The following is a 22684-nucleotide window of genomic DNA, read 5'->3' as shown; positions in this document are numbered from 1 at the left end:
CTCAGCGGTCCTTCGGGTCGAGCGCGTCACGCAGGCCATCGCCGATGAAGAACATCGTGATGATGATGGTGACGTAGAAGAAAAGCGGGAAGGCGAGCTGCCAGATCGTGCCATGGGCCATGGTCCCGGCGCCCTCGGCGATCAGCCGCCCGAGCGAGGTCATGGGCTCGGAGATGCCGAGGCCCAGGAAGGAGATGAAGCTCTCCGCCAGGATCATCTCCGGCACCAGGAGCGAGGCATAGACGATCACCACGCCGATCAGGTTCGGCAGGATGTGGCGGAAGATGATCTGCCCCTCGCTGACGCCGCCGGCGCGGGCCGCCTCGATGAACTCGCGGGTCTTCAGGGTCAGCGTCTGGCCGCGCACGATGCGCGCCATGGTCAGCCAGGAGACCGCGCCGAGCGCGATGAAGAGCGTCACGAAGTTCCGCCCCGCGACCACCAGGATGAGGATCAGGATCAGCGTCAGCGGGATCGCCAGCAGGATGTCGACCACCCGCATCATCGCGGTGTCGAGCCGGCCGCCGTAGAAGCCCGCGATGACCCCCCAGGCGGTGCCCACGAGCAGCGCCATGGCGGCCCCGATCAGCCCCACGAGAAGCGAGGTGCGCGTCGCCTGGATGGTGCGCGAGTAGAGGTCGCGGCCCAGCTCGTCGAGGCCGAAGAAATGCCCGGATGCGATCGAGGGCGCGCCATTGCGCAGGATGTCCCCCATGTTGGCCCAGTCGATCTCTTCGTTGTCCCAGACCGCGATCAGCGGCCCGAAGACCACGAAGAGCACGATCAGGCCCAGCACGAAGACCGAGGCCATGGCCGCCTTGTTGCGGACGAAGCGGCCCATGGCGTCGCGGAACAGCGAGCGCCCGCGCACGGCCGTGAAATCGGTGATGTCGGCGGCGAGCTCGGCCGTCTTTTCGGAGCGTGCGAACATCGTCTGGCCCCCTCAGTAACGGATTTTCGGGTCGAACCACGCATAGGCGAGGTCGGTGAGAAGGTTCACGATCACGGTCAGCGCGCCGTAGAGGATGGTGATCCCCAGAAGCACCGCGTAGTCGCGGGTCAGCGCCGAGCTGACGTAGGACTGCCCCAGGCCCCCGGTCGAGAAGTAGAGGTCGACGAAGACCGAGCCGGTTAGCACGTAGACGAAGACCGGCCCGAGGTAGGAGATCACCGGCAGGAGCGTCGGCTTCATCGCGTGGCGCCAGATGATCGCCCGGTCGGGCAGCCCCTTGGCGCGGGCGGTGCGGATGAAGTTGGAGTTCATCACCTCGAGCATGGAGGAGCGCGTGATCCGCGCGATCGACCCCATGTAGGAGGTGGAGAGGGCGATCACCGGCATGATCAGGTATTCCCACTGACCGCCGTTCCAGCCGCCGCCGGGCAAGAGCCCCAGCCAGAGCGTGAAGGTCAGGATCAGGATCGGGCCCATGATGAAGTTCGGCAGCGCCTGCGCGGCGATGCCCAGCGACACGGCCACGTAGTCGATCCAGGTGTTGTGCCGGATCGCGGCAGTGATGCCGAGGCTCACGCCCACCAGGGTCGCCGCCAGGAAGGACAGCGCGCCATAGGTCAGCGAGATCGGGAAACCGTTGGCGATGATCTCGTTCACCGAGCGGTCCTTCTGCACGAAGGAGGGCCCGAAGTCGAAATGCACCACGATGTTGTAGAAATAGTCCCAGAGCTGCTTCCAGAGCGGCTGATCGAGCCCGTATTGCGCCTCGATATTGGCCAGGACCTCGGGCGGCAGCGGCCGCTCGGAGGTGAAGGGGCCGCCGGGGGCGACATGCATCATCAGGAAGGAGGCGACGACCAGCAACATGATTGTCGGGATCGCGACCAGGAGGCGGCGAAGGACGTAGAGAGCCATGATGGGTGACCTGAAATTAAAGCCGCTCCCGCCCGGGTCTGGGCAGGAGCGGCGCTGGGTTGCGTCTGGTTATTCCGCGGTCTTGTAGAGGTCGCGCGAATACCAGTTCTGTTCCACGTTATCGACGGGCCAGCCGCCGACATCGCTGTCGAGCATGTAGACGCCCGCGTAGTGGTAGATCGGGATCACCGGCATGTCGCGGGCGATGATCTGCTCCGCCTCGGTGTAAAGCGGGGTGGTGTCCTCGGCGGTCTTCGCCTCCTTGAGAAGCGCGTCATACTCCTCGTTGGCGTATTTGCCGTCGTTGTAGCCCGAGCTGGTCTGCAGCAGGTCGAGGAAGGTCGAGGCCTCGTTGTAGTCCCCGCACCATGCGCCGCGCGCCAGTTCGAAGTCCTGGTTGCCGCGGGTGTCGAGGAAGACCTTCCACTCCATGTTCGACAGGTTGGTCTGCACACCGAGCTTCTGCTTCCACATCTGGCTCAGCACCACGGCGATCTTCTCGTGCGCCTGGTCGGTGTTGTAGATCATGTCGAAGCTCAGCGGGTTGTCGGGGCCGTAGCCCGCTTCCGCCATCAGCTCCTTGGCCATGGCGTCGCGGTCTTCCTGCGACATCTCGGCCATCTCGGTCTGCGGCGGGGTGAAGCCCGCGACCGCCTCGGGGGTGAAGGTATAGGCCGGGGGTTCGCCGCCCGCCTTGATGTTCTCCACGATCACGTCGCGGTCGACGGCCAGGGCCAGCGCCTTGCGGACGTTGGGGTCCTTGAAGGCCTCGGGACCGCTGTCGCTGAGGTTGAAGGTGTAGTAATAGTTGCAGAGCCGCGGGAAGCTGATCGCCTCCTCGGGGTTCTCTTCCTTCAGCCGCGGGAACTGGCCGGCGGGCACTTCGGTCCGGTCGAGCTCACCGGCCATGTAGCGGGTCAGCGCGACGTTCTCGTCGTTGATCACCAGCGCGACGGTCTTGTCGAGAATGGTGTTCTCGTTGTCCCAATACTCGGTGTTGCGCTCGCGGACGATGCGCTCGCCGGGGCTGTATTCGGTCAGCACATAGGCGCCGTTCGAGACGATGTTGCCGGGCTGGGTCCAGCTGCTGCCATGCTCTTCGATCACCGCCTGCGGGCTCGGGAAGGTGGTCGAATGCGTGGTCATCTGCGGGAAGTAGGGCAGCGGGGTCGAGAGCGTGACCTCGAAGGTCTTCTCGTCCACCGCGCGCACGCCCAGGGTGTCCGGCGCGGCATCGCCCGCGATGATCTCGGAGGCGCCCTCGATGGACATCAGCTCCATGAACCACTGGTAGGGCGAGGCGGTCTCGGGATCGACCGCGCGGCGCCAGGCGTAGACGAAGTCACCGGCGGTGACCGACTCGCCGTTCGACCAGGTCGCCTCGTCGCGCAGCGTGAAGGTATAGGTGCGCTTGTCCTCGCTCAGCTCGTAGCCGGTGGCGACGCCCGGGATCAGGTTGCCCTCGGCATCCTGGTTCATCAGGCCCTCGAAGAGGTCGCGCACCACGTCGGAGCCGTTCACGTCCTCGACGATCTGCGGATCGAGCGAGCTGACGTCGTCGAGCAGGCGGTAGGTGAAGGTCTGGTCCTCGGCAAGTTCCTCGCCGGTTTCGGGATGCGTTGCCGCGGTCGCTGCCGAAAGGCTTGCCGCGGTAAGGACGGTGCTCGACAGGAGCGCCGTCAGGGTCAGTCGCGTAAAGCGGGTCAAGGTTGTCTCCCTGTATTTGGTACCCGCGGGAAACCCGCGGGGTCGTGCTGACCGATGCGCCGCGCCGGGCGCAGCCGCACCGGGAATTTCCGGAGCATAACTTCACGAGCCGTGCCCGCAATGCGTGCGAAGCCTCTGACCCCACGTCGAAACCGCAGATCCCGGCAAGTATTTGCCGTTGTTTGATCAAAACTTCGGGACGGACGCGGGATTTCCGCCGATCACCCCCTTGCGCCGGGGATCCGGCGCGGGGAAGGCGGGGGTCTTCGGGCGCGATCGGGGGGTGCGGCGCGAATCTCTTGGCGACTCAGGCGCGGGCAAAACTTGCGGGGTTTGGGCTCAAAGGCCCGCCAATATGCGCAAATCCCGCAGGCTGTTGCCATAATGACGCGGCGGCTCGACGCTCCGGGCCAGGGGCCGCATCCGCGCCCTGCCACGAAAAACGCGCCGGGGCGAGGGCCCGCAGCGCGCGTCGTGATCTACCTCAGCGGGTGGGTGCTCAGCCCGCGGTATCGACCACCTTGGCCCCCGCCAGCGCGCGCCAATGGGGCAGGCGGATCACCGCGGTGGTCTGCGCGGGCTCGGCCTCGACCAGGAACTCGCCACCGTGCAGCTCGATCAGCTTGCGGGTCAGCGGCAGCCCCAGCCCGAGCCCGCCGCGGGTGCCCCGCGCCGACATCTCGTCGCCCACCACGAAGGGTTTGTAGAGCTCCGCCAGGTCGAGCTTCTCGTCGAGCGCGCCGTCGTCGCTGACCCGGATCTCGATGTTGCCCTGAGCGTCGTGGCGGGTGGAGAGCCGCATGTTCTGCCCGCCGTGAAAAAGCGCGTTCAACGCCAGGGCGGTCAGCGCGAGCTTCAGGTGTTCGGCATCGGCCAGGACCGGGCCCGTCACCTCCAGCGTTCCCAGCTCGGCGCCCTTGCCTGCATCCTGGGCGCCGGGCAGGTGGATCTCCACCGCCTCGCGCAGGACCTCGGAGAGGTCGGTCTCGGTCTCGTTGAGGTGGATCTCGCCGGTCGCGGCATTGCTGTAGCGCATGATCGACTCGACGAGCTGCGACAGATGCGCGGCTGAGCGATGCGCCGACCGCGCGAGCTTCTGGCTGGCGGGGTCCTCGGCGCGCATCTCGATCAGCCGCAGCCCGCCCAGAAGCACCGTGAGCGGCGTCTTCAGCTCGTGGCTGACCAGCGTGACAAAGGCCGATTGCCCGCGGTCGATGTCGCTCACCGCCTGCACCGCCGGGGTCTTCTCGAGCGCCGCCTCGGCGGCCTTACCCAGCGCCTTCAGAAGCTCGATCTGGTTGTCGCTGGGCATCTCGTGCGGCTTGAGGTCCAGCGCGCAGAGGCTGCCGATCCGGTAGCCCGAGGACAGCACCAGCGGCACGCCCGCGTAGAACCGCGCGCCCGGGCCGCCCTCGGCCACCATCGGGTGGCGTTCGAACTTCGGATCGGCGCTGAGGTCGGGGATCACCATGACCTCGTCGGACATGATCGCATGGGTGCAGAAGGACTGGTCCTTGGGCATGGTCGGCAGCTCCATGCCGACCACGGATTTGTACCATTGGGTCTCGTCCTCGATCACGCTGATATGGGCGATCGGACAGTCGAAAAGCTTGCGCGTGGCGTCGCAGAGATGGTCGAAGAGGGCCTCGTTCTCGGGCGAAAGCCCGGGGATCTTGTGCATCGCGCAGAGGCGCGCCTCTTCGTTGAAGGGGATCGGATAGGTTCGCATGGTCTCACCGCTCGATGTTACTCGTTCTCAGCCGAGGATCGCGCGGGCCTCATCCGCGCTTGGGCCGCTGGCCGACCAAGGCGGGCGGGGGCGTCTTCCGGCCCTCTCGCACCGCCGGCAAAGCCGGGGCCATTCAGCATGGCGAATATGAAAGGTCGGCGGTCGCCGCCAAGTCAAGCCGCGCCGCAGCAAGGCCGCGCGACGGGCCGGGATTGCGGCGCGGGGGCCGCAATCCATGCGGGAAATGCAATCTGAGGCTGTATTTGGTGCGTCCGGCGCACCTTGTTTGGGCCGGGCCGTGTGACGGCCCCGGCGCGCGCCCCGGTTTTGACCACTTGCGCCCCGCCGCGCCCCTGCGCTACGAGACGGCCACGATCCGGGCGCGCTTTGCGTCCCCCCGGATCACGCCGGTATAGCTCAGCTGGTAGAGCAACTGATTTGTAATCAGTGGGTCGGGGGTTCGAGTCCCTCTGCCGGCACCACTCCTCCCCTCAGAGCAAAACGCCCGCCAAGGCGGTTTGACCATGCCTACCGCGCGGAGCGATGTCCTTCTCGGGCCGCACAGGCAGGCCCGAGAGGCCCCTTCACTCCGCCACCAGCCCCAGGTCCACCAGCGCCGCGGCGATGGTCTCGTTGGAGAAGGGCTTCTGCACCACCTCGCAGGGCGGGTAGCTGTCCTCGAGCGCGGCGCTGTCGCCGTAGCCGGTGGTTAGCACGAAGGGCACGCCCATCTCGGCCAGCTTCTCGGCCACGGGCAGCGACTGCTCGGCGCCGAGGTTCACGTCCAGAAGCGCGACCTGCAGCTCGGTCCCGGCGATGATGGCCAGGGCATCCTTCACGGTGCCGGCGGTCTCGACCTGGGTGGCGCCGAACTCGGCCAGGATGTCGCCCGCGTCCATGGCGACGATCATCGAATCCTCGACCACCAGCGCCGCGCCGGAAAGGGCCGCGGCGCGCGGCGGGGCGCTGTCGCGGCGGCTGTCGAGCGGCACTACCCGTTCGGGCTCGGCGAGATAGGAGGCGGGGATGCGGAAGCGCGCCTCCACCCCGGTCTCCGGGTAGGCGATCTCGGCCTCGCCGCCGAGCTCATAGGGCAGGCTGCGCTCGATGATCGCCGAGCCGAAGCCGCGCCGCTCGGGCCGGGTGACCTTCGGCCCGTCGACCTCGCGCCAGCGGATCTCGAGCCCGCCGTCCTCGGGGCGCGACAGCTCCAGCGCGATATGGCCCGCGGTGTCCGACAGCGCGCCGTATTTGACCGAGTTGGTGACCATCTCGTGCACCACCAGCGCGAGGCCGGTATAGGCCTCCGAGGCCAGAAGCACGTCCGGCCCGCTGATGCGCACCTGCACCGAGCTGTCGCCCAGGTAGGCCGCGAACTCGTGGTGCAGCAGCTCCGAGAGCGCCGCCGGGGCCCAGTCCTCGCGGGTGAGCTGGTCGTGCGCGCGGGCCAGCGCGTGGATGCGGGCGTCGAGGTTCTTGGAGAAATCCGCGACGCTCAGGTTGTCCTTGCCCGATTGGGTGATCAGCCCGCGCATCAAGTTGAGGATGTTGCGCACCCGGTGGTTCAGCTCGGAGATCAGCAGTTCCTGGCGCTCCTGCGCGCGGGCGCGGTCGGCGGCCTGCTGGTCGCTGATCTTCAGGAAGATCTCTAGAAGCAGCGTGCGCAGGTCCTCGGCGTTCTGGTGGTCCTCTGCGCTCCAGGGGGCGGATTGGCCTTCGACCGTCTCTTTCCAGACCTCGAAGCTGCGGCGCGGGTTGATCTGCAGGCCGGTGGGGCCGGGCTCGGCGGGTTTTTCCGGGTTGCCGGCCCAATGCACTGTGCTTTTCAGCTCGCGCCGGCAGAGCATCAGGTAGTCGCGCGGGCTGCGCGAGATCGGGATCGCGAGGACGCCGGCGCAATCCCTGGCGTAATCCGCGGCGGCGGGCAGGTCGTCGCCCAGCCGGTCGCTCGCGTAGACCCGCGAGGCGGCGGCGGTGTTGAGGTAGCGGGTGATCTCGCCCACCGCCTCTTCGGGCGGGGTGCTGCCCCAGAACGTCGCCTTGCCCTCGGTCACCAAGACCGCGCCGTCATGCGGGATCGCGGCGGCCAGCTCCTCCGAGAGCGCGCGCAGGCTCTCGGCCAGGCCATGCCCCTCGGTCATCCGCAGAAGCAGCTTCGATTGCAGCGCCTGCACCTCGTCCCGGGCGCGGCGGCGCTCGGCCTCCTCGAGGCGCACCAGCTCGTAGGCGAAGAGATGGGCGAAAAGCTCGATCGCGGTGCGGGTCTCGAAGGGCACGAAGCGCGGGCTGCGGTTGTGGCAGGCAAAGAGCCCCCACAATTCGCCGTCCTTCAGGATCGAGACCGACATGGAGGCCTTCACGCCCATGTTCTTCAGATACTGGATGTGCACCGGCGAGACCGCGCGGGTCACCGCCAGCGACAGGTCGAGCGGCGCGCCCTCGGGGGCGCGGGGCGGCACGATCGCCGCGCCGGGGTCCGAGACATCGGCGATGAGGCGCAGCAGCGACTTGGTGTAAAGCGCCCGCGCCTGGCTCGGGATGTCCGAGGCCGGGAAGCGCAGTCCCAGATAGCTCGGGCCGTTGCCGCGCTGGCTTTCGGCCACCACCCGGCCCGAGCGGTCGGGCTCGAAGCGGTAGACCATGACCGAATCGAAGCCACAGAGCGCCTGGATCGCCCGCGCGCCCTCGGCGCACATGGTCTCGAAATCCTGCGCCTGGCGCACCCGGTCGAGCAGCGGATAGGTCTCGGAGAGGGCATCGCTTTCCGACCGCGCGCCCGCGGGTTCGAACTCCAGCACCAGGTGCCGCCCGCTCTGGTGCACCGAGAGGTCGAAGCGCGCTGCCCCGAGCGCCATGCCGAAGAGCCGCAGCGTGCCCTGGCCGCCGCCCTGCTGGCGCAGCTTGTCGCGGATCTGGCGCTGCGCGGCCTCCGAGATGACCTCGGCGAAGGGCCGGCCCAGGGCCGCCTCGGCCTCGGGGCCCAGGACACGGGCCAGGTTCTCCGAGGCGTGCTGCACGATCCAGTCCGAGGAGACGGCGATCAGCGCGCCGTAGGACTGCACGCGGCCGAGAAGGTGGATCTCCTCGCGGTCGCAGGTGCTGAGGTCGATTTCGGGCGCCGTGGCGCGGGCGCTGTTGGCGGGGTCTGGGCTCATCCGGCCTCCTGCAGCGGGGTCAGGCCGGCGCGTTGCGCGGCGGCGGAAAAAAGGGCGAAGCCGCGGCGCGCGTCCTCGGCCAGGGTCGCGAAGGCGGGCGAGGCGGCGTCCCAATGCGCAAGCCGGTCGCGGAAGGCGCGCCAGCCCTCGGCGGGGGGCGCGGCGCGGAAGGCCTGCGGGCAGGGCAGGCCATGCGCCGCGAGATGGCGCTTGATGACCTCGGTTCCGAGCCGCGAGCCCAGCGTCAGATAGGCGGTGGCCATGGGCGAGATCGGCGCGGGGACGGGCAGGGCCAGCGGCGGGTGGTCGGCCAGATCGGCGCGGAGCCCCGCGAGCATGGGCGCCAGCACGACCGCCTCCTCGGGCAGGGGCGGGCCCGCCCGCGCGGCGTCGAGCGCGAGAAAGGCGGCCTCCTGGGCGCGGAGAAAGGCGGTCAGATGCCGGGCCGGGCGCGCCATGAAAGGGGCGAAGCCCGCTTCGACGGCGTCATGCGCCGTGCCGGTGGCGCTGCGCAAGGCGCGGCTGGGGCTGATCCTGCGGCACCCCTGGGGCGGGGCCACATTGTCCTGCGGCATACGGGCCTCGATGTTCCGGACAGGGTCATCTGTCCGATATCATTGCGCCGAAGCCCGAGAGATTTCCAGAGCTTCGGCGATTTCGAGCCGCCCGCCGCGGCTGGACCTCTCTAGCCGATTTCCTTGAGCCTTGCGAGGGCCGCGTCGATCGCCGCGAGATCCTCGTCGCGGGCCACCAGGTTGGCCTGGGTTTCCTCGACCACTTCCTCGGGGGCGCTTTCGACGAACTTGGGGTTTTTCAGCCGTCCCCGCAGGCCGTTGGCCTCTTTCTCGAGCTTGCCGCGCGCCTTCTCGAGCCGGGCGATCTCTTCGCCGACGTCGATCAGACCCTCGAGCGGCAGCCCGAAGGAGGTGGCGCCCACCGGGATCGTCACCGTGCCGCGCGGGAAGCTCTCGACCTCGTCGAGCCGCTCGATTCGCGCCAGCCGCTTGATCAGGTCGGCGTTGCGGTCCCAGGCGCCGCGCTCCTTCTCGCCGAGATCGGCGACCAGCATCGGCGCATAGAGCCCCACCGGCACCCGCATCTGGGTCCGGGCCGAGCGCGTGCCCTCGATCAGCGCGATGACCCAGCGCATCTCGGTCTCGGCCTCGGCGTCGATCAGATCGGCGGCGCGGTAGTCGGGCCAGTCGGCATGGACCAGCATGCCGTCGCGCTTGGCCGACAGCCCCCAGAGCTCTTCGGTGACGAAGGGCATGAAGGGATGCAGCAGCACCATGCATTGATCGAGCACCCAGCCCATGGTGGCGCGGGTCTCGGCCACGACCTCGGGGTCCTTGTCGAAGAGCGGCTTGGAGAACTCGACATACCAGTCGCAGACCACGCCCCAGACGAAGCTGTAAAGCGTGTTGGCCGCGTCGTTGAAACGGTAGCCCTCGAGCGCCTCGTCCACGGTCTCGCGGACGCGGGCGGTCTCGCCGATGATCCAGCGGTTCACCGTCTCGCGTGCCTGGGGCGGCGTGGCGCTGGCCTCGCGGCCCTCGAAGACGCCGTTCATCTCGGCGAAGCGGCAGGCGTTCCAGAGCTTGGTGCCGAAGTTGCGGTAGCCCGCGATCCGGTCCTTGGAGAGCTTCAGGTCGCGGCCCATGGCGGCCATGGCGGCCAGGGTGAAGCGCACCGCGTCGGCGCCGTATTCCTCGATCAGGTCGAGCGGGTCGAGCACGTTGCCCAGCGACTTCGACATCTTCTTGCCCTTCTCGTCGCGGACGAGGGCATGAACATAGACGGTGTCGAAGGGCCGTTCGCCGACCACGGCGTATTGCATCATCATCATCCGGGCGACCCAGAAGAAGATGATGTCGAAGCCGGTGATCAGCACCGAGGTCGGGAAGTAGCGCTTCAGCTCCTCGGTGTCCTCGGGCCAGCCCAGCGTGCCGATCGGCCAGAGCCCCGAGGAGAACCAGGTGTCCAGCACGTCGGGGTCGCGGAAGACCGGGATCGCCTGCGGGCGCCGGCGCTGGTCGACGCCGGTGGTGTCGGTCATGTTCTGGAAGTAGCCGGCCAGCATCTCGGTGGCGGCGGCCTCGTCCTCGACCATGATGAACTCGGCGTCATCGCCGAAGGTGGCGTGCATCTGCTGCAGCGCCTCTTCCTCGGTTGCCGCGCAGAAGGAGCGCCATTCGTCGCCGAAGCCGGGGGTGTGCCAGACCGGGATCTGGTGGCCCCACCAGAGCTGGCGCGAGATGCACCAGGGCTCGATGTTCTCGAGCCAGTGGAAATAGACCTTCTTGTCGCGCTCGGGCAGGATCTCGACGGTGCCGTCGCGCACCGCCTCGAGCGCCGGGCCCACCACGGCCTCGGCGTCGACGAACCACTGGTCGGTCAGCATCGGCTCGATCACCACCTTCGAGCGGTCGCCGAAGGGCTGCATGATCAGCTTTTCCTCGATCAGCGGGACCAGCGCCTCTTCGGGCGGCGTGCCGCCTTCCTCGGGCTGGGCCTTGCGGGCGGCCTTCTTGCCGAGCCGGGGGTCATGGGCGGGGACCATGACGGCGAGCCCCTCCTCGGTGATCTGTTCGACCACGCGGCGGCGCGCCTCGAAGCGGTCGTGCCCGCGCAGGTCGTCGGGCACGAGGTTGATCGCGTCGACCTCGCTCTCGCTCAGGGTGGTCTCGCCGCGCGCCACGGCCATGGCGGTCTCGGCGGCCTCGGCGTAGGCCGCGCCGTCGGCACGCATCTGCGCGCCCATGTCCATCAGCCGGTAGCAGGGGATGCCGCCGCGCTTGGCCACCGCGTAGTCGTTGAAGTCATGCGCGCCGGTGATCTTCACCGCGCCCGAGCCGAAATCGGGGTCGGGGTATTCGTCGGTGATGATCGGGATCAGCCGGCGGTGTTCCTTGGGGCCGACCGGGATCTCGCAGAAGGCGCCGACGATGGGCGCGTAGCGGCTGTCCGAGGGATGCACCGCCACCGCGCCGTCGCCCAGCATGGTCTCGGGGCGGGTGGTGGCGATGGAGATGTAGTCGCGCTCTTCCTCGAAGAGCACGGTCCCGTCCTCGTCCTTCTCGACGTAGGTATAGGTCCGGCCGTCGGCGAGCGGATACTTGAAGTGCCACATCTGGCCCTGGGTCTCGACGTTCTCGACCTCGAGGTCCGAGATCGCGGTCTCGAAATGCGGGTCCCAGTTCACCAGCCGCTTGCCGCGGTAGATCAGGCCCTTCTCGTACATGTCGACGAAGACCCGGATCACCGCGTCGTGGAAGTTGCCGTCCTCGCCCTCGGGGGCGTTCGGCGCGCCGGACATGGTGAAGGCCTCGCGCGACCAGTCGCAGGAGGCGCCGAGCCGCTTGAGCTGGCCGATGATCGTGCCGCGCGACTTGATCTTCTGTTCCCAGACCCGCTCGAGGAAGGCGTCGCGGCCCATCTCGCGGCGCGAGGGCTCGCCGTTGGCGGCCATCTCGCGTTCGGTGACCATCTGCGTGGCGATGCCCGCGTGGTCGGTGCCGGGCTGCCAGAGCGTGTCGTGCCCGCGCATCCGGTGCCAGCGCACCAGGATGTCCTGCAGCGTGTTGTTGAAGGCATGGCCCATGTGCAGGCTGCCGGTCACATTCGGCGGCGGGATCACCACCGAGAAGGCCTCGGCGCCGGGCTTGGCATTGGCGCCCGCGCGGAAGGCGCCGGTCTCTTCCCAGCCGTCATAGATGCGGGTTTCGGCGGTTTTCGCGTCGAACGTCTTGTCCATCGCCATGATGCCTCGGGCCTCCTTCGTCACTGGCGCCACGCTCTAGCGCGGCAGGGCGGGAAGGGAAAGCGCAAGGCCGCGCAAAAACCGGGTGCCGGAACGAAAAGCGGCGGTGCCCCAGGGAGGAGGAGGGGGACACCGCCGCATAGGCCAAAGGTCAGGGAGGAGGAGAGACCTTTGTGCTCTGTCCGGGCCGTCGGGCCCGTATTTTGGGGACGACGCGCCTCCAAGGGAGGAGGAGAGAAGGCGCGCCGCCCGATCCGAAGGTCCCAAGGGAGGAGGAGAGGACCTTCAGCTCTGTCGCGGCGGGGGCGTCTGGCGCCCGTGCCGCGTATTTCGGGGCGACGACCCTCCAAGGGAGGAGGAAAGGAGGGCCGCCGCCTAATCCGAAGGCCCCAAGGGAGGAGGAGAAGGACCTTCAGCTCTGGTGCGGTGCGGGACGCTTTGGGTCCGCGCCGCGGTATCTCGGTGGCGACGACCCCCAAGGGAGGAGGAGAGAGGGCCGCCGCCTAATCCGAAGGCCCCAAGGGAGGAGGAGAAGGACCTTCAGCTCTGGTGCGGTGCAGGACGCTCTGGGTCCGCGCCGCGGTATCTCGGTGGCGACGACCCCCAAGGGAGGAGGAGATGAGGGCCGCCGCCTTATCCGAAGGCCCCAAGGGAGGAGGAGAAGGACCTTCAGCTCTGGTGGGGAGTAGGGTCTGGTGACCCGATCCCCGGAAACTTTGCGGCGACACCAGGGAGGAGGTCGGTGTCGCCGCGGTCGCATGAGGGCCAGGGAGGAGGAGGGCCCTCAAACTCGTCTGGGAACGCCTGTCCCCTTGTTTGGTTGCAAGGCGCCGAATATTTTATTCGCGCCGTTGCGGAGCGGGCGCGGCTTGCGCGCCCTGCCGTGCCTTAGCGGTCGTAGGCCGCCTGCCATGCGACACCGCGGATCATCGAGCGTGCGATGCCGAGATCGCCCAGCTCGCGATCGCTCAGGACCGACAGTTCGTTGACGGTCTGGCGGTAGATCCGGCGGCGCTCGAGGCGCTCACGGATGTCTGCGTTCAGGCGGGCGAAAAAGCCGCCGGCGGCGGGAGTGTTTTGCGTGACTGCGTATGCCATCAGTCTGTGTCCATCTGTCTATCGTCGCTTCGTTGACCCTTAATTGGGCCTGATGCTGCAGATGCACAATGGCCATATGCTCAAAGCTGCTATGCATCATGTGCAACATTAAAATGGCGCAAAAACAGGCGGTTGCGTGACGAAGCTTTTTGTTCCGAAAATGTAACGCGGCGTCACTTCGGGGGATGGCAGCGGTAACGCAAGCGCTTTGAGCCCTGAGTGGCGCCGCAGCGCAGCACATATGCGACTCTCTGAATGGTCTTGGCGGTGGTGAAGGCGGGTGTCGCGCGCGGGGCAAGGACGGGTGTCGCGCGTGGGGCTGGGTGGCCGGGCAGGGTGCTCCTCTGCCACCCGCGGGCGGGGCGCGCGGAGGGTCTGGTCTAGCCCGCGCCCCAGAGGCCGCGCGGGCGGCCTGACCTGCCGGTCTCTAGCCTGCTCACGCGTGTGCGCGCGTGCGCGTGCGCGCGCGCGAAGATAATCGGTCGGGCGGGGCGCAGGACGCGGCACCGCCCCGGGATCGCCCCGGGATCGCCTTGGGAAACCATGGGTGCGGCTGGGCGCGGGGCTGAATATCGGCGCATTTTGGGAATTCATGGGCAGCCTCTGGCCGCGCTTGGGGTGTCGCAACCGCGCGCGCCCTCTGATCTCAAGGATTCAAGGCGCTTGCCGTGTCCCCGCATTCGTGATTCGAGAGGCGGAAGGGGTCCAACGCCGGGATTTTGGCCCCGAGTTCCAGAGGTGCGCAAAAAAATCCGGGAAATCATGGGCCATATGCGACAGCCCAAATCCGCGCTAGATGTGGTGCTGATTGGCAGGTTCCCGCCTAGATATACTAAAATTTGCGTGATTTCCCACCGCAATATCTAGTTTTCCACATGCCCTGTGGACAACATTCGGTGGTGGCAGCGTAAAAAAATCGTTGCGTCCCACAAATTCCCATGCCATCCATAATTCATCGACGAGGGCAGGGAAGACAGCGGACGACAAAAGAGCCGCAAAGACTTCTCCCGAAAAACAAAACAGAGCGGGTTTCATACAGGCACCTCGCTCTCGTCGGACAAAACGGAATTCCGGCGCGCGGGCGAGCAGACATCCCCCCAGGTGGCGCGCGCGATCGGGATCCTCCCGCCCAAGCGGGACCAAGGTGGCGGGTTGATCGATGGCAGCGGATCAACCCGCCATTTTCGTTCGGGGGCAAGGTGAAGGGGCCGGGCAGTGGGCCGCAGGCTGAGGTTCAGAGGATCGGGCCACCAGAAGGTGGACAAGAAGGGGCGGGTCTCCATCCCGGCCTCTTTCCGACGTGTCCTCGAGGCCGGCGACCCCAACTGGATGTCCGGCCAGACCCCCGAATTCGTCATCGTCTACGGCGACCACCGGCGCGACTACCTCGAATGCTACACCATCGCGGCCATCGAAGAGGTCGAGGAGCAGATCGAGGAACTGCCGCGCGGCTCCCAGGAGCGTCGTATCCTCGAACGCATCTTCACCGGTCTCAGCACCACCGCGACAGTCGATGACACCGGCCGCATCGTGCTGACCCAGATGCTGCGCGAGAAGATCGGCGTGCCGGCGGATTCCGAGGCCTTCTTCATCGCCTCGGGCGACACCTTCCAGATCTGGAACCCGACCACCTACGACGAGGTCGAGAAATCGCGCGTCGACGAATATCTCGACGCGCTGCCGCCGGATGTGGATCCGCTCACGCTGCTGCCCGAAAAGCGAAAGCGGGAGGACTGAGATGAGCCAGGGCTCGGCTGCCAATCCTGATGCCCCGCACATCCCCGTTCTGCTGCGTCCCCTGCTGGCGGCCTGCGCCCCGGTTCGCGGCACCTGGATCGACGGCACCTTCGGCGCGGGCGGCTATGCCCGCGGGCTGATCGAAGCCGGCGCCGAGCGCGTGATCGGCATCGACCGCGACCCCCAGGCGCATGAGATGGCGGCGGGCTGGATCGGCGAATATGACGGCCGGATCGTGCTGGAACGCGCTAATTTCGCCGAGATGGACGAGATCGCCAGCGGCGTCGACGGCGTGGTGCTCGACCTCGGGGTCTCCTCCATGCAGCTCGACGAGGCCGAACGCGGCTTCTCCTTCATGAAGGACGGCCCGCTCGACATGCGGATGTCCCAGGACGGGCCCTCGGCGGCCGACATCGTCAACGAGGCGGGCGAGGTGGCCCTGGCAGAGATCCTCTTCACCTTCGGCGAGGAGCGCGCCTCGCGGCGCATCGCCAAGGCGATCCTGCGGGCCCGCGCCGAGGCGCCGATCACCACCACCGGGCGTCTGGCCGAGATCGTCGAGGGCTGCCTGCCGCGCCCCAAGCCCGGCCAGTCCCATCCCGCCACCCGCAGCTTCCAGGCGCTGCGCATCGCGGTGAATGACGAATATGCCGCGCTCTACGAAGGGCTCATGGCCGCCGAGCGGGCGCTGGCGCCCGGCGGCGCGCTGGCCGTCGTGACCTTCCATTCGGTCGAGGACCGCATGGTCAAGCGCTTCCTGCAGATGCGCGCCGGCCAGACCGGCCGCGCCAACCGCTTCCAGCCCGAGCTGACCCCGCCCGACCCGCAGTTCACGCTGGTGTCGAAGAAGGCCATCGGCCCCGACGCCGAGGAGCTCGAGGCCAACCCCCGCGCGCGCTCGGCCAAGCTGCGCGTGGCGCATCGCACCGAGGCCCCGGCGGGCCGGGTCGATGCGAAATCCCTGGCCATGCCGGAACTCAAGAAAGGGGGAGGCTGATGCGCACCTTCCTGTATATCCTGACCTTCCTGTCGGTGATCGGCCTGGCCTTCTGGGCCTACCGCGAGAACTACAAGACCCAGGAGGCGCTGACCGAGGTGCAGGACCTGCGCCGCGACATCGGCGGCGCCCGCGAGCGGCTGGCGGTGCTGAAGGCCGAATGGGCCTATCTCAACCGGCCCGACCGGCTGCGCGACCTCTCCGAGGTCAACTTCGAGCGGCTGCGGCTTCTGCAGTTCCGCCCCGACCAGTTCGGCCGGGTCGACCAGATCGCCTATCCCGCGCCGCCGATCCTCGATCTCAGCACGCCCATCGAGCTGTCCAGCGACGGAGACGACCGGCCATGATCCGCACGCCCCTGCGTCCGCTCGCGCGGATCCTCGACGCCCGCCAGAAGGGCGAGAACCCCGATGCCATCGAGCGCGAGAACCTGCGCATCCGCCACGAGCAGATGCGCGACCGCTCGCGGGTGCGCGCCGAGGGGCGGCTCCTGGTGCTGGGGGTGGCCTTCTTCTGCGCCTTCGCGGTGACCGGCGCGCGCATGGCGACGCTGGCGGCCTCGGAGCCCGCCGAGCCGCGGGCCTATACCCAGGGCGCCTCGATCGTCTCGCAGCGGGCCGATATCGTCGACCGCAAGGGCCGGATCCTGGCCACCAACATGGAGACCCATTCGCTCTACGCCCATCCCCAGCAGATGATCGAGCCCGAGCGCGCCGCCGAGGAGCTGGCGCGGATCTTCCCCGAGCTCGACCGCGAGCGGCTGGTCAAGGACTTCACCGGCAAGCGCAAGTTCGTCTGGGTGCGCAAGAAGCTGAGCCCCGAGCAGAAGCAGGCGGTGCATGACATCGGCGAGCCGGGGCTCCTCTTCGGGCCGCGCGAGATGCGGCTTTATCCCAACGGCACGCTGGCCGCCCATGTGCTTGGCGGCGCGCGCTTCGGGCAGGAGGGCGTGCATTCCGCCGAGGTCATCGGCAGCGCCGGGATCGAGCGCTACTTCGACAAGGAGCTGCGCGACCCCGCGCGCAAGGGCGCGCCCTTGGAGCTGTCGATCGACGTCACCGTGCAAAGCGCCATGGAGCGGGTGCTGGCGGGCGGCATGATGCTGATGAACGCCAAGGGTGCGGCGGCGGTGCTGATGGATGTGGACACCGGCGAGGTGGTCTCCATCGCCTCGCTGCCGACCTTCGACCCCAACGACCGCCCGGCGCCGCCGACCGAGGGCACGCCGGCGGACAGCCCGCTCTTCAACCGCGCGGTGCAGGGGGTCTACGAGCTGGGCTCGACCTTCAAGATTTTCGCCGCCGCCCAGGCGATGGAGCTGAACCTGGTCCGCCCCGACACGGTGATCGACACCCGCCCGCCGATGCGCATCGGCGGCCATGGCATCGGCGAGTTCCGCAACAAGAATTACGGCGACCTGACGGTCTCCGAGGTCATCGTGAAAAGCTCCAACCGGGGCACCGCGAAGATGGCGCTGGACATCGGCATCGAGCGCCAGCAGCAGTTCCTCGACACGCTGGGCTTCTTCAAGCCGACCCCGCTCGAGATCACCGAGGCCGAGGGCGGCAAGCCGCTCCTGCCGAGCCGCTGGACCGACCTGTCGAGCGTGACCATCTCCTACGGGCACGGGCTCTCCGCCTCGCCCCTGCACCTGGCCTCGGCCTATGCGGCAATCGCCAACGGCGGTTTCGCGGTGAAGCCCACGCTTCTCAAGCAAAGCGGCCCCCGGCACGGGCCCCGCGTCATGTCGGATTATGCCGCCGAGGAATCGCGCAAGATGCTGCGCCGGGTCGTCACCGACGGCACCGCCAGCTTCGGCGAGGTGCCGGGCTACCACGTCGGCGGCAAGACCGGCACCGCGGACAAGCCCAAGGAGCGCGGCGGCGGTTATTACGAGGACAAGGTGATCGCCACCTTCGCCACGATGTTCCCCGCCCATGACCCCAAATACGTGCTGATCGTCACCCTCGACGAGCCGGTCGAGACCATGGGCGAGAAGCCGCGCCGCACCGCCGGCTGGACCGCCGTGCCGGTCACCGCCGAGATGATCGGCCGGATCGCGCCCTTGCTGGGCCTGCGGCCCGATTACGCCCCGCGCGAGCTTCTGCAGCTTACCGCCAATTGACCCCTCTCGGGCCTTGAACCCGGCCCGCAAAACGGGGCAACAGGAAAGCAGGGGGCGCGCATCCGCGCCCCTGGCCCGAACCCGAGCGCGGAAGGAGGGGGACTTGTCTGTGAGCGCGACCTTCAAGACCTTGGGAGAGCTGGGCCTGACCGCCCGCGGCGGCCGCGAGGCCCGGATCACCGGGCTGACCGTCGACAGCCGCGAGGTGCGCGAGGGCGCGCTTTTCGCCGCGCTGCCCGGCACCCGCGTGCACGGGGCTGAGTTCATCCAGTATGCCCTGCGCATGGGCGCCGCGGCGGTCCTGACCGATGCCGAGGGCGCCGAGATCGCCGCCGAGGCGCTGGCGGGCTCCGAGGCGGCGCTGGTCGTCGCCGCCGAGCCGCGCCAGGCGCTGGCCTATTCGGCGGCGCTCTGGTTCGGCGCCCAGCCCGAGACCATGGTCGCGGTGACCGGCACCAACGGCAAGACCAGCGTCGCGGCCTTCGCGCGGATGATCTGGCAGGAGCTGGGCCTGCGCGCGGTCAACCTCGGCACCACCGGGGTCGAGGGCGACTGGCACGCGCCCCTGAAGCACACCACGCCCGAGCCGATCACCCTGCACCGCGCGCTCTCGGAAGCCGCCGCCGCGGGGGTCGATCACGCCGCCATGGAGGCTTCCTCGCACGGGCTCGAACAGCGCCGGCTCGACGGGGTGCAGCTCAAGGCCGCGGGTTTCACCAACTTCAGCCAGGACCATCTCGACTACCACGCCAGCTTCGAGGATTACTTCGACGCCAAGGCCGGGCTTTTCGCCCGCGTGTTGCCCGAGGACGGCACCGCGGTCGTCAACATCGAGGATGCGCGCGGCGTCGACATGGCCGCCATCGCCCATGCGCGCGGCCAGGAGCTGGTCACCGTGGGCCGCGACGAGGGCGCCGACCTCTGCCTCATGGCGCAGCGCTTCGACGCCACCGGCCAGGAGGTCCGCATCCGCCACGAGGGCGTGGTGCGCCAGCTCCGGCTGAACCTCATGGGCGGCTTCCAGGCCGAGAACGTGCTGGTCGCCGCCGGCCTCGTGATCGCCTGCGGCGAGCCCGCCGAGCGGGTCTTCGAGGTGCTGCCGCGCCTCGTCACCGTGCGCGGGCGGATGCAGCTGGCCGCCACCCGCGCCAATGGTGCCGCGGTTTTCGTGGACTACGCCCATACCCCCGGCGCGGTGGAAACCGCGATCCAGGCGCTGCGCCCGCATGTCATGGGCCGGCTCATCGCGATCGTCGGCGCCGGCGGCGACCGCGACGCGGGCAAGCGGCCGCTGATGGGGCAGGCGGCGGCGGATCACGCCGACCTGGTGATCGTGACCGACGACAACCCCCGCTCCGAGGATCCCGCCGCGATCCGCGCGCAGGTCATGCAGGGCGCGCCCGGCGCGCTCGAGGTCGGCGACCGGGCCGAGGCGATCCTGCGCGGCGTCGACGCGCTGGGGCCGGGCGACGCGCTTTTGATCTGCGGCAAGGGCCACGAGACCGGCCAGGTGGTCGGCGACACGGTCTATCCCTTCGACGACGCCGAACAGGCCAGCGTCGCGGTGACCGCGCTCGACGGGGGGCAGCCGTGAGCCTCTGGACCAGCGCCGAGGCCGCCGAGGCCACGGGCGGGCGCGCCACCGCCGACTGGCAAGCGCGCGGCGTCTCGATCGACACCCGCACGCTGAAGCCCGGCGATCTTTTCGTGGCGCTGCGCGCCGCGCGCGACGGCCATGACTTCGTGGCCGACGCCCTGGCCAAGGGCGCCTCGGCGGCGCTGGTCGACCATGTGCCCGAGGGGCTGCCCGAGGATGCGCCGCTCCTGATCGTGCCGGATGTGCTGGAGGGGCTCGAGGCGTTGGGCCGCGCGGGCCGGGCGCGCAGCGCCGCGCGGGTCGTCGCGGTCACCGGCTCGGTCGGCAAAACCTCGACCAAGGACATGCTGCGCCGGGTGCTCTCGGCCCAGGGCCGGACCCATGCCGCCGAGGCCTCCTACAACAACCACTGGGGCGTGCCGCTGACCCTGGCGCGGATGCCGCGCGACACCGAATACGCGGTGATCGAGATCGGCATGAACCACCCCGGCGAGATCGCCCCCCTGGCGCGGCTGGCCCGCCCGCATGTGGCCATCGTGACCATCGTCGCCCCGGCCCATCTGGCCGCCTTCGACAACATCGAGGGCATCGCCCGCGAGAAGGGCGCGATCTTCGAGGGGCTCGAGTCCGGCGGAACCGCGATCTACAATGGCGACGTGGAGACCGCGCCGATCCTGGCCGAAAGCGCCGAGCGTTTTGCCGCCCGCAGCCTGAGCTTCGGCGAGAGCGGCGGCTGCCACCACCGGGTGACCGACGTGCGCGTCGGCGATGTCTCGACCGTGGCGCATCTGCGCGCCTGGCGCGAGAAGGTGCTCTACAAGGTGGCCGTCCCGGGCCGGCACTTCGCGGTCAATGCCGCGGCGGTCCTGGCGGCGGTCTGGGCGCTGGACCTCGACCGGGCGCGGGCCTTGATCGACCTCGGCACCTGGACGCCCGGCGCGGGCCGCGGCCACCGCGAGGAGATCCAGCTCGACATCGCGCAAAGCGAGGCGCTGCTCGAGCTGATCGACGACAGCTACAACGCCAATCCTGCCTCCATGGGCGCCGCCCTCGAGGTGCTGGCCGGGGCCGAGCCCCGCGACGGACTGGGCCGGCTCGGGCGCGGGCGGCGGATCGCCTACCTGGGCGACATGAAGGAGCTCGGCCCCTCGGAGGTGGCCTTGCACGCCGCGCTCGCCGATCTGCCCGCCATGGCCAAGATCGACCGGGTGCATTGCGTGGGCCCGCTCATGCGCGCCCTTTGGGAGGCGCTGCCGCCCGAGAAACGCGGCCGCGCCACCGAGACCGCCGAGGAAATGCAGGCCCAGCTCGCCCGCGACCTCGATGCCGGCGACGTGGTGCTGGTCAAGGCCTCGCTCTCCATGGGGCTGGGGCGGCTGGTTGACGCGATACGGAAAATGCGCCAAGGCGCGGAGCCATCCTGACATCCCCAAACCCCGCGCCCGGACACGCGTAGAAAGGATCCGAGTTCATGCTCTATTGGCTGGCCGAATTGTCGGACGGGGGCGGTGCCTTCAACCTGTTCCGCTACATCACCTTCCGCGCCGGGGCGGCCTTCCTGACCGCGCTGGTCTTCGGCTTCCTTTTCGGGCCGCCGCTGATCAACGTGCTGCGCCGCGCCCAGGGCAAGGGCCAGCCGATCCGCACCGACGGCCCCGAGGCGCATCTGTCGAAGGCCGGCACGCCGACCATGGGCGGGCTCCTGATCGTCGGGGCGCTTTTGACCTCGACGCTGCTCTGGGCGCGGCTCGACAACGCCTTCGTCTGGCTGGTGCTTTTTGTGACCATGTCCTACGCGGCGATCGGCTTCGCGGATGACTACTCCAAGGTGAAGAAGCAGACCTCGGCGGGGGTCTCCGGCAAGGTGCGGCTGCTCCTGGGCTTCATCATCGCGGCCACCGCGGCGATCTGGGCCTCGATCTACCATCCCGCCGAGCTGACCGGGCAGCTCGCCTTCCCCTTCTTCAAGAATTACCTCCTGGACCTGGGGCTCTTCTTCGTGCCCTTCGCGATCCTGGTGATCGTCGGCGCGGCGAACGCGGTGAACCTGACCGACGGGCTCGACGGGCTGGCGATCATGCCGGTGATGATCGCTGCCGGGACGCTCGGGATCATCGCCTACGCGGTGGGCCGGGTCGATGTGACCGACTACCTCGACGTGCACTACGTGCCGGGCACCGGGGAGCTTCTGATCTTCACCGCCAGCATCTTCGGCGGGGGCTTGGGGTTCCTGTGGTACAACGCGCCCCCCGCGGCGGTCTTCATGGGCGACACCGGCTCGCTGGCCTTGGGCGGCGCGCTCGGCGCCATCGCGGTGGCCACCAAGCACGAGATCGTGCTGGCGATCGTCGGCGGGCTCTTCGTGGTCGAGGCGCTCTCGGTGATCATCCAGGTGCTGTATTTCAAGCGCACCGGAAAGCGGGTCTTCCTGATGGCCCCGATCCATCACCACTACGAGAAGAAGGGCTGGGCGGAGCCGCAGATCGTGATCCGCTTCTGGATCATCTCGCTGATCCTCGCCGCGATCGGCCTCGCGACGCTGAAGGTGCGGTGAGGGGGCTGAGAGGCTTTGGAGCTAGGCCGACGGCTTGGTGACGTGCTGATGCGCCTGCGGGCTCATCCGAGGGCGCGGTGCGCGGTCGAGTGGCCCCTGCGCGAATCTGAGAGGGCGGTGACGAAATTATCTGCCTTTGAGTAACGCCAAAGAACAGCCCCGCCCGGGTTCAGGCGGGGCTTTTTCCTGTCCGCTTGTGGCGATCTTTGGCGCACCGGCGCAGCCAACACCGCCCCCACCCGAGACCCACGATGAAGCAGAGGGCGCGCGCCGGACCGGGGGCCGGCGCTGCTTAGCTCCGAGCTGAGCACTTTATCCCAGCAAGGTCAGGACTAAAGGCGAGCTACGTGCGCCATCC

15 protein-coding genes and 1 tRNA gene are annotated in these 22684 nt (G+C 68.6%); 8 read left to right on the top strand and 8 right to left on the bottom strand.

Annotated elements, in window-relative coordinates; translation table 11 throughout:
• Position 1: 1 nt before the first annotated feature.
• From LR948_RS00690 to LR948_RS00675, 4 genes are all read right to left on the bottom strand, one after another.
• On the bottom strand, positions 2–931 hold the full coding sequence (locus LR948_RS00690; RefSeq protein WP_232751990.1) for an ABC transporter permease subunit: 930 nt from the start codon (positions 929–931) through the stop codon (positions 2–4).
• 12 nt (positions 932–943) lie between these two features.
• On the bottom strand, positions 944–1867 hold the full coding sequence (gene oppB, locus LR948_RS00685) for an oligopeptide ABC transporter permease OppB (RefSeq protein ID WP_232751989.1): 924 nt from the start codon (positions 1865–1867) through the stop codon (positions 944–946).
• Between the two features lie 69 nt (positions 1868–1936).
• Positions 1937–3574, bottom strand: coding sequence for a peptide ABC transporter substrate-binding protein (locus tag LR948_RS00680; protein WP_232751988.1), 1638 nt, complete (start codon positions 3572–3574; stop codon positions 1937–1939).
• Between the two features lie 499 nt (positions 3575–4073).
• Entirely contained in the window at positions 4074–5303 is a 1230-nt protein-coding gene (locus LR948_RS00675) for a GAF domain-containing sensor histidine kinase (RefSeq protein WP_232751987.1), read from the bottom strand.
• A gap of 406 nt (positions 5304–5709) precedes the next feature.
• Here LR948_RS00675 and LR948_RS00670 point away from each other — a divergent pair.
• Positions 5710–5785: transfer RNA gene (locus tag LR948_RS00670), tRNA-Thr, on the top strand.
• A 102-nt stretch (positions 5786–5887) separates the two neighbouring features.
• On the opposite strand, the gene LR948_RS00665 is transcribed toward LR948_RS00670, so the two are convergent.
• The 4 genes from LR948_RS00665 to LR948_RS00650 all read right to left on the bottom strand — a co-directional run bounded on the left by LR948_RS00665 (position 5888) and on the right by LR948_RS00650 (position 13316).
• The gene (locus LR948_RS00665) at positions 5888–8458 is read right to left on the bottom strand and encodes an HWE histidine kinase domain-containing protein (RefSeq protein ID WP_232751986.1); all 2571 of its coding nucleotides are present in this window, start codon (positions 8456–8458) and stop codon (positions 5888–5890) included.
• A complete protein-coding gene (locus tag LR948_RS00660) occupies positions 8455–9033 on the bottom strand; it encodes a hypothetical protein (protein WP_232751985.1) in 579 nt (192 codons plus the stop codon). Before LR948_RS00660 ends, LR948_RS00665 begins: the two co-directional genes overlap by 4 nt.
• Before the next feature lie 110 nt (positions 9034–9143).
• Positions 9144–12218 (bottom strand): valine--tRNA ligase, encoded by a 3075-nt coding sequence (locus tag LR948_RS00655; protein WP_232751984.1) that lies wholly within the window; start codon positions 12216–12218, stop codon positions 9144–9146.
• Between the two features lie 888 nt (positions 12219–13106).
• Positions 13107–13316: a DUF1127 domain-containing protein gene (locus LR948_RS00650; RefSeq protein ID WP_232751983.1), complete on the bottom strand. Its 210-nt coding sequence runs from the start codon at positions 13314–13316 to the stop codon at positions 13107–13109.
• Positions 13317–14573: 1257 nt separating this feature from the next.
• Here LR948_RS00650 and mraZ point away from each other — a divergent pair.
• From mraZ to mraY, 7 genes are all read left to right on the top strand, one after another.
• The gene (gene mraZ, locus LR948_RS00645; protein ID WP_232751982.1) at positions 14574–15053 is read left to right on the top strand and encodes a division/cell wall cluster transcriptional repressor MraZ; all 480 of its coding nucleotides are present in this window, start codon (positions 14574–14576) and stop codon (positions 15051–15053) included.
• A 1-nt stretch (position 15054) separates the two neighbouring features.
• Positions 15055–16050: a 16S rRNA (cytosine(1402)-N(4))-methyltransferase RsmH gene (gene rsmH / locus LR948_RS00640; RefSeq protein ID WP_232751981.1), complete on the top strand. Its 996-nt coding sequence runs from the start codon at positions 15055–15057 to the stop codon at positions 16048–16050.
• Positions 16050–16397, top strand: a complete 348-nt coding sequence (locus LR948_RS00635; protein ID WP_232751980.1) for a cell division protein FtsL — start codon at positions 16050–16052, stop codon at positions 16395–16397. Before rsmH ends, LR948_RS00635 begins: the two co-directional genes overlap by 1 nt.
• Positions 16394–18175: a penicillin-binding protein 2 gene (locus LR948_RS00630; RefSeq protein ID WP_232751979.1), complete on the top strand. Its 1782-nt coding sequence runs from the start codon at positions 16394–16396 to the stop codon at positions 18173–18175. Before LR948_RS00635 ends, LR948_RS00630 begins: the two co-directional genes overlap by 4 nt.
• 109 nt (positions 18176–18284) lie before the next feature.
• A complete protein-coding gene (locus tag LR948_RS00625; protein WP_232752613.1) occupies positions 18285–19769 on the top strand; it encodes a UDP-N-acetylmuramoyl-L-alanyl-D-glutamate--2,6-diaminopimelate ligase in 1485 nt (494 codons plus the stop codon).
• Positions 19766–21196, top strand: a complete 1431-nt coding sequence (gene murF, locus LR948_RS00620; protein ID WP_232751978.1) for a UDP-N-acetylmuramoyl-tripeptide--D-alanyl-D-alanine ligase — start codon at positions 19766–19768, stop codon at positions 21194–21196. Before LR948_RS00625 ends, murF begins: the two co-directional genes overlap by 4 nt.
• A 47-nt stretch (positions 21197–21243) precedes the next feature.
• The gene (mraY, locus tag LR948_RS00615; protein ID WP_232751977.1) at positions 21244–22326 is read left to right on the top strand and encodes a phospho-N-acetylmuramoyl-pentapeptide-transferase; all 1083 of its coding nucleotides are present in this window, start codon (positions 21244–21246) and stop codon (positions 22324–22326) included.
• Positions 22327–22684: the final 358 nt, after the last annotated feature.

It is taken from the genome of Roseivivax sp. GX 12232 (assembly GCF_021272185.1).
Classification (GTDB): Bacteria; Pseudomonadota; Alphaproteobacteria; order Rhodobacterales; family Rhodobacteraceae; genus Roseivivax.
This window is presented reverse-complemented; position numbering and strand designations above follow the sequence as displayed.

Coding starts and splice junctions, on each gene's coding strand:
- LR948_RS00630 (WP_232751979.1), top strand. CDS start 16,394: ATGATCCGCACGCCCCTGCGTCCGCTCGCGCGGATCCTCGACGCCCGC.
- rsmH (WP_232751981.1), top strand. CDS start 15,055: ATGAGCCAGGGCTCGGCTGCCAATCCTGATGCCCCGCACATCCCCGTT.
- LR948_RS00635 (WP_232751980.1), top strand. CDS start 16,050: ATGCGCACCTTCCTGTATATCCTGACCTTCCTGTCGGTGATCGGCCTG.
- LR948_RS00665 (WP_232751986.1), bottom strand. CDS start 8,458: ATGAGCCCAGACCCCGCCAACAGCGCCCGCGCCACGGCGCCCGAAATC.
- oppB (WP_232751989.1), bottom strand. CDS start 1,867: ATGGCTCTCTACGTCCTTCGCCGCCTCCTGGTCGCGATCCCGACAATC.
- LR948_RS00675 (WP_232751987.1), bottom strand. CDS start 5,303: ATGCGAACCTATCCGATCCCCTTCAACGAAGAGGCGCGCCTCTGCGCG.
- LR948_RS00690 (WP_232751990.1), bottom strand. CDS start 931: ATGTTCGCACGCTCCGAAAAGACGGCCGAGCTCGCCGCCGACATCACC.
- LR948_RS00655 (WP_232751984.1), bottom strand. CDS start 12,218: ATGGCGATGGACAAGACGTTCGACGCGAAAACCGCCGAAACCCGCATC.
- mraY (WP_232751977.1), top strand. CDS start 21,244: ATGCTCTATTGGCTGGCCGAATTGTCGGACGGGGGCGGTGCCTTCAAC.
- LR948_RS00650 (WP_232751983.1), bottom strand. CDS start 13,316: ATGGCATACGCAGTCACGCAAAACACTCCCGCCGCCGGCGGCTTTTTC.
- LR948_RS00660 (WP_232751985.1), bottom strand. CDS start 9,033: ATGCCGCAGGACAATGTGGCCCCGCCCCAGGGGTGCCGCAGGATCAGC.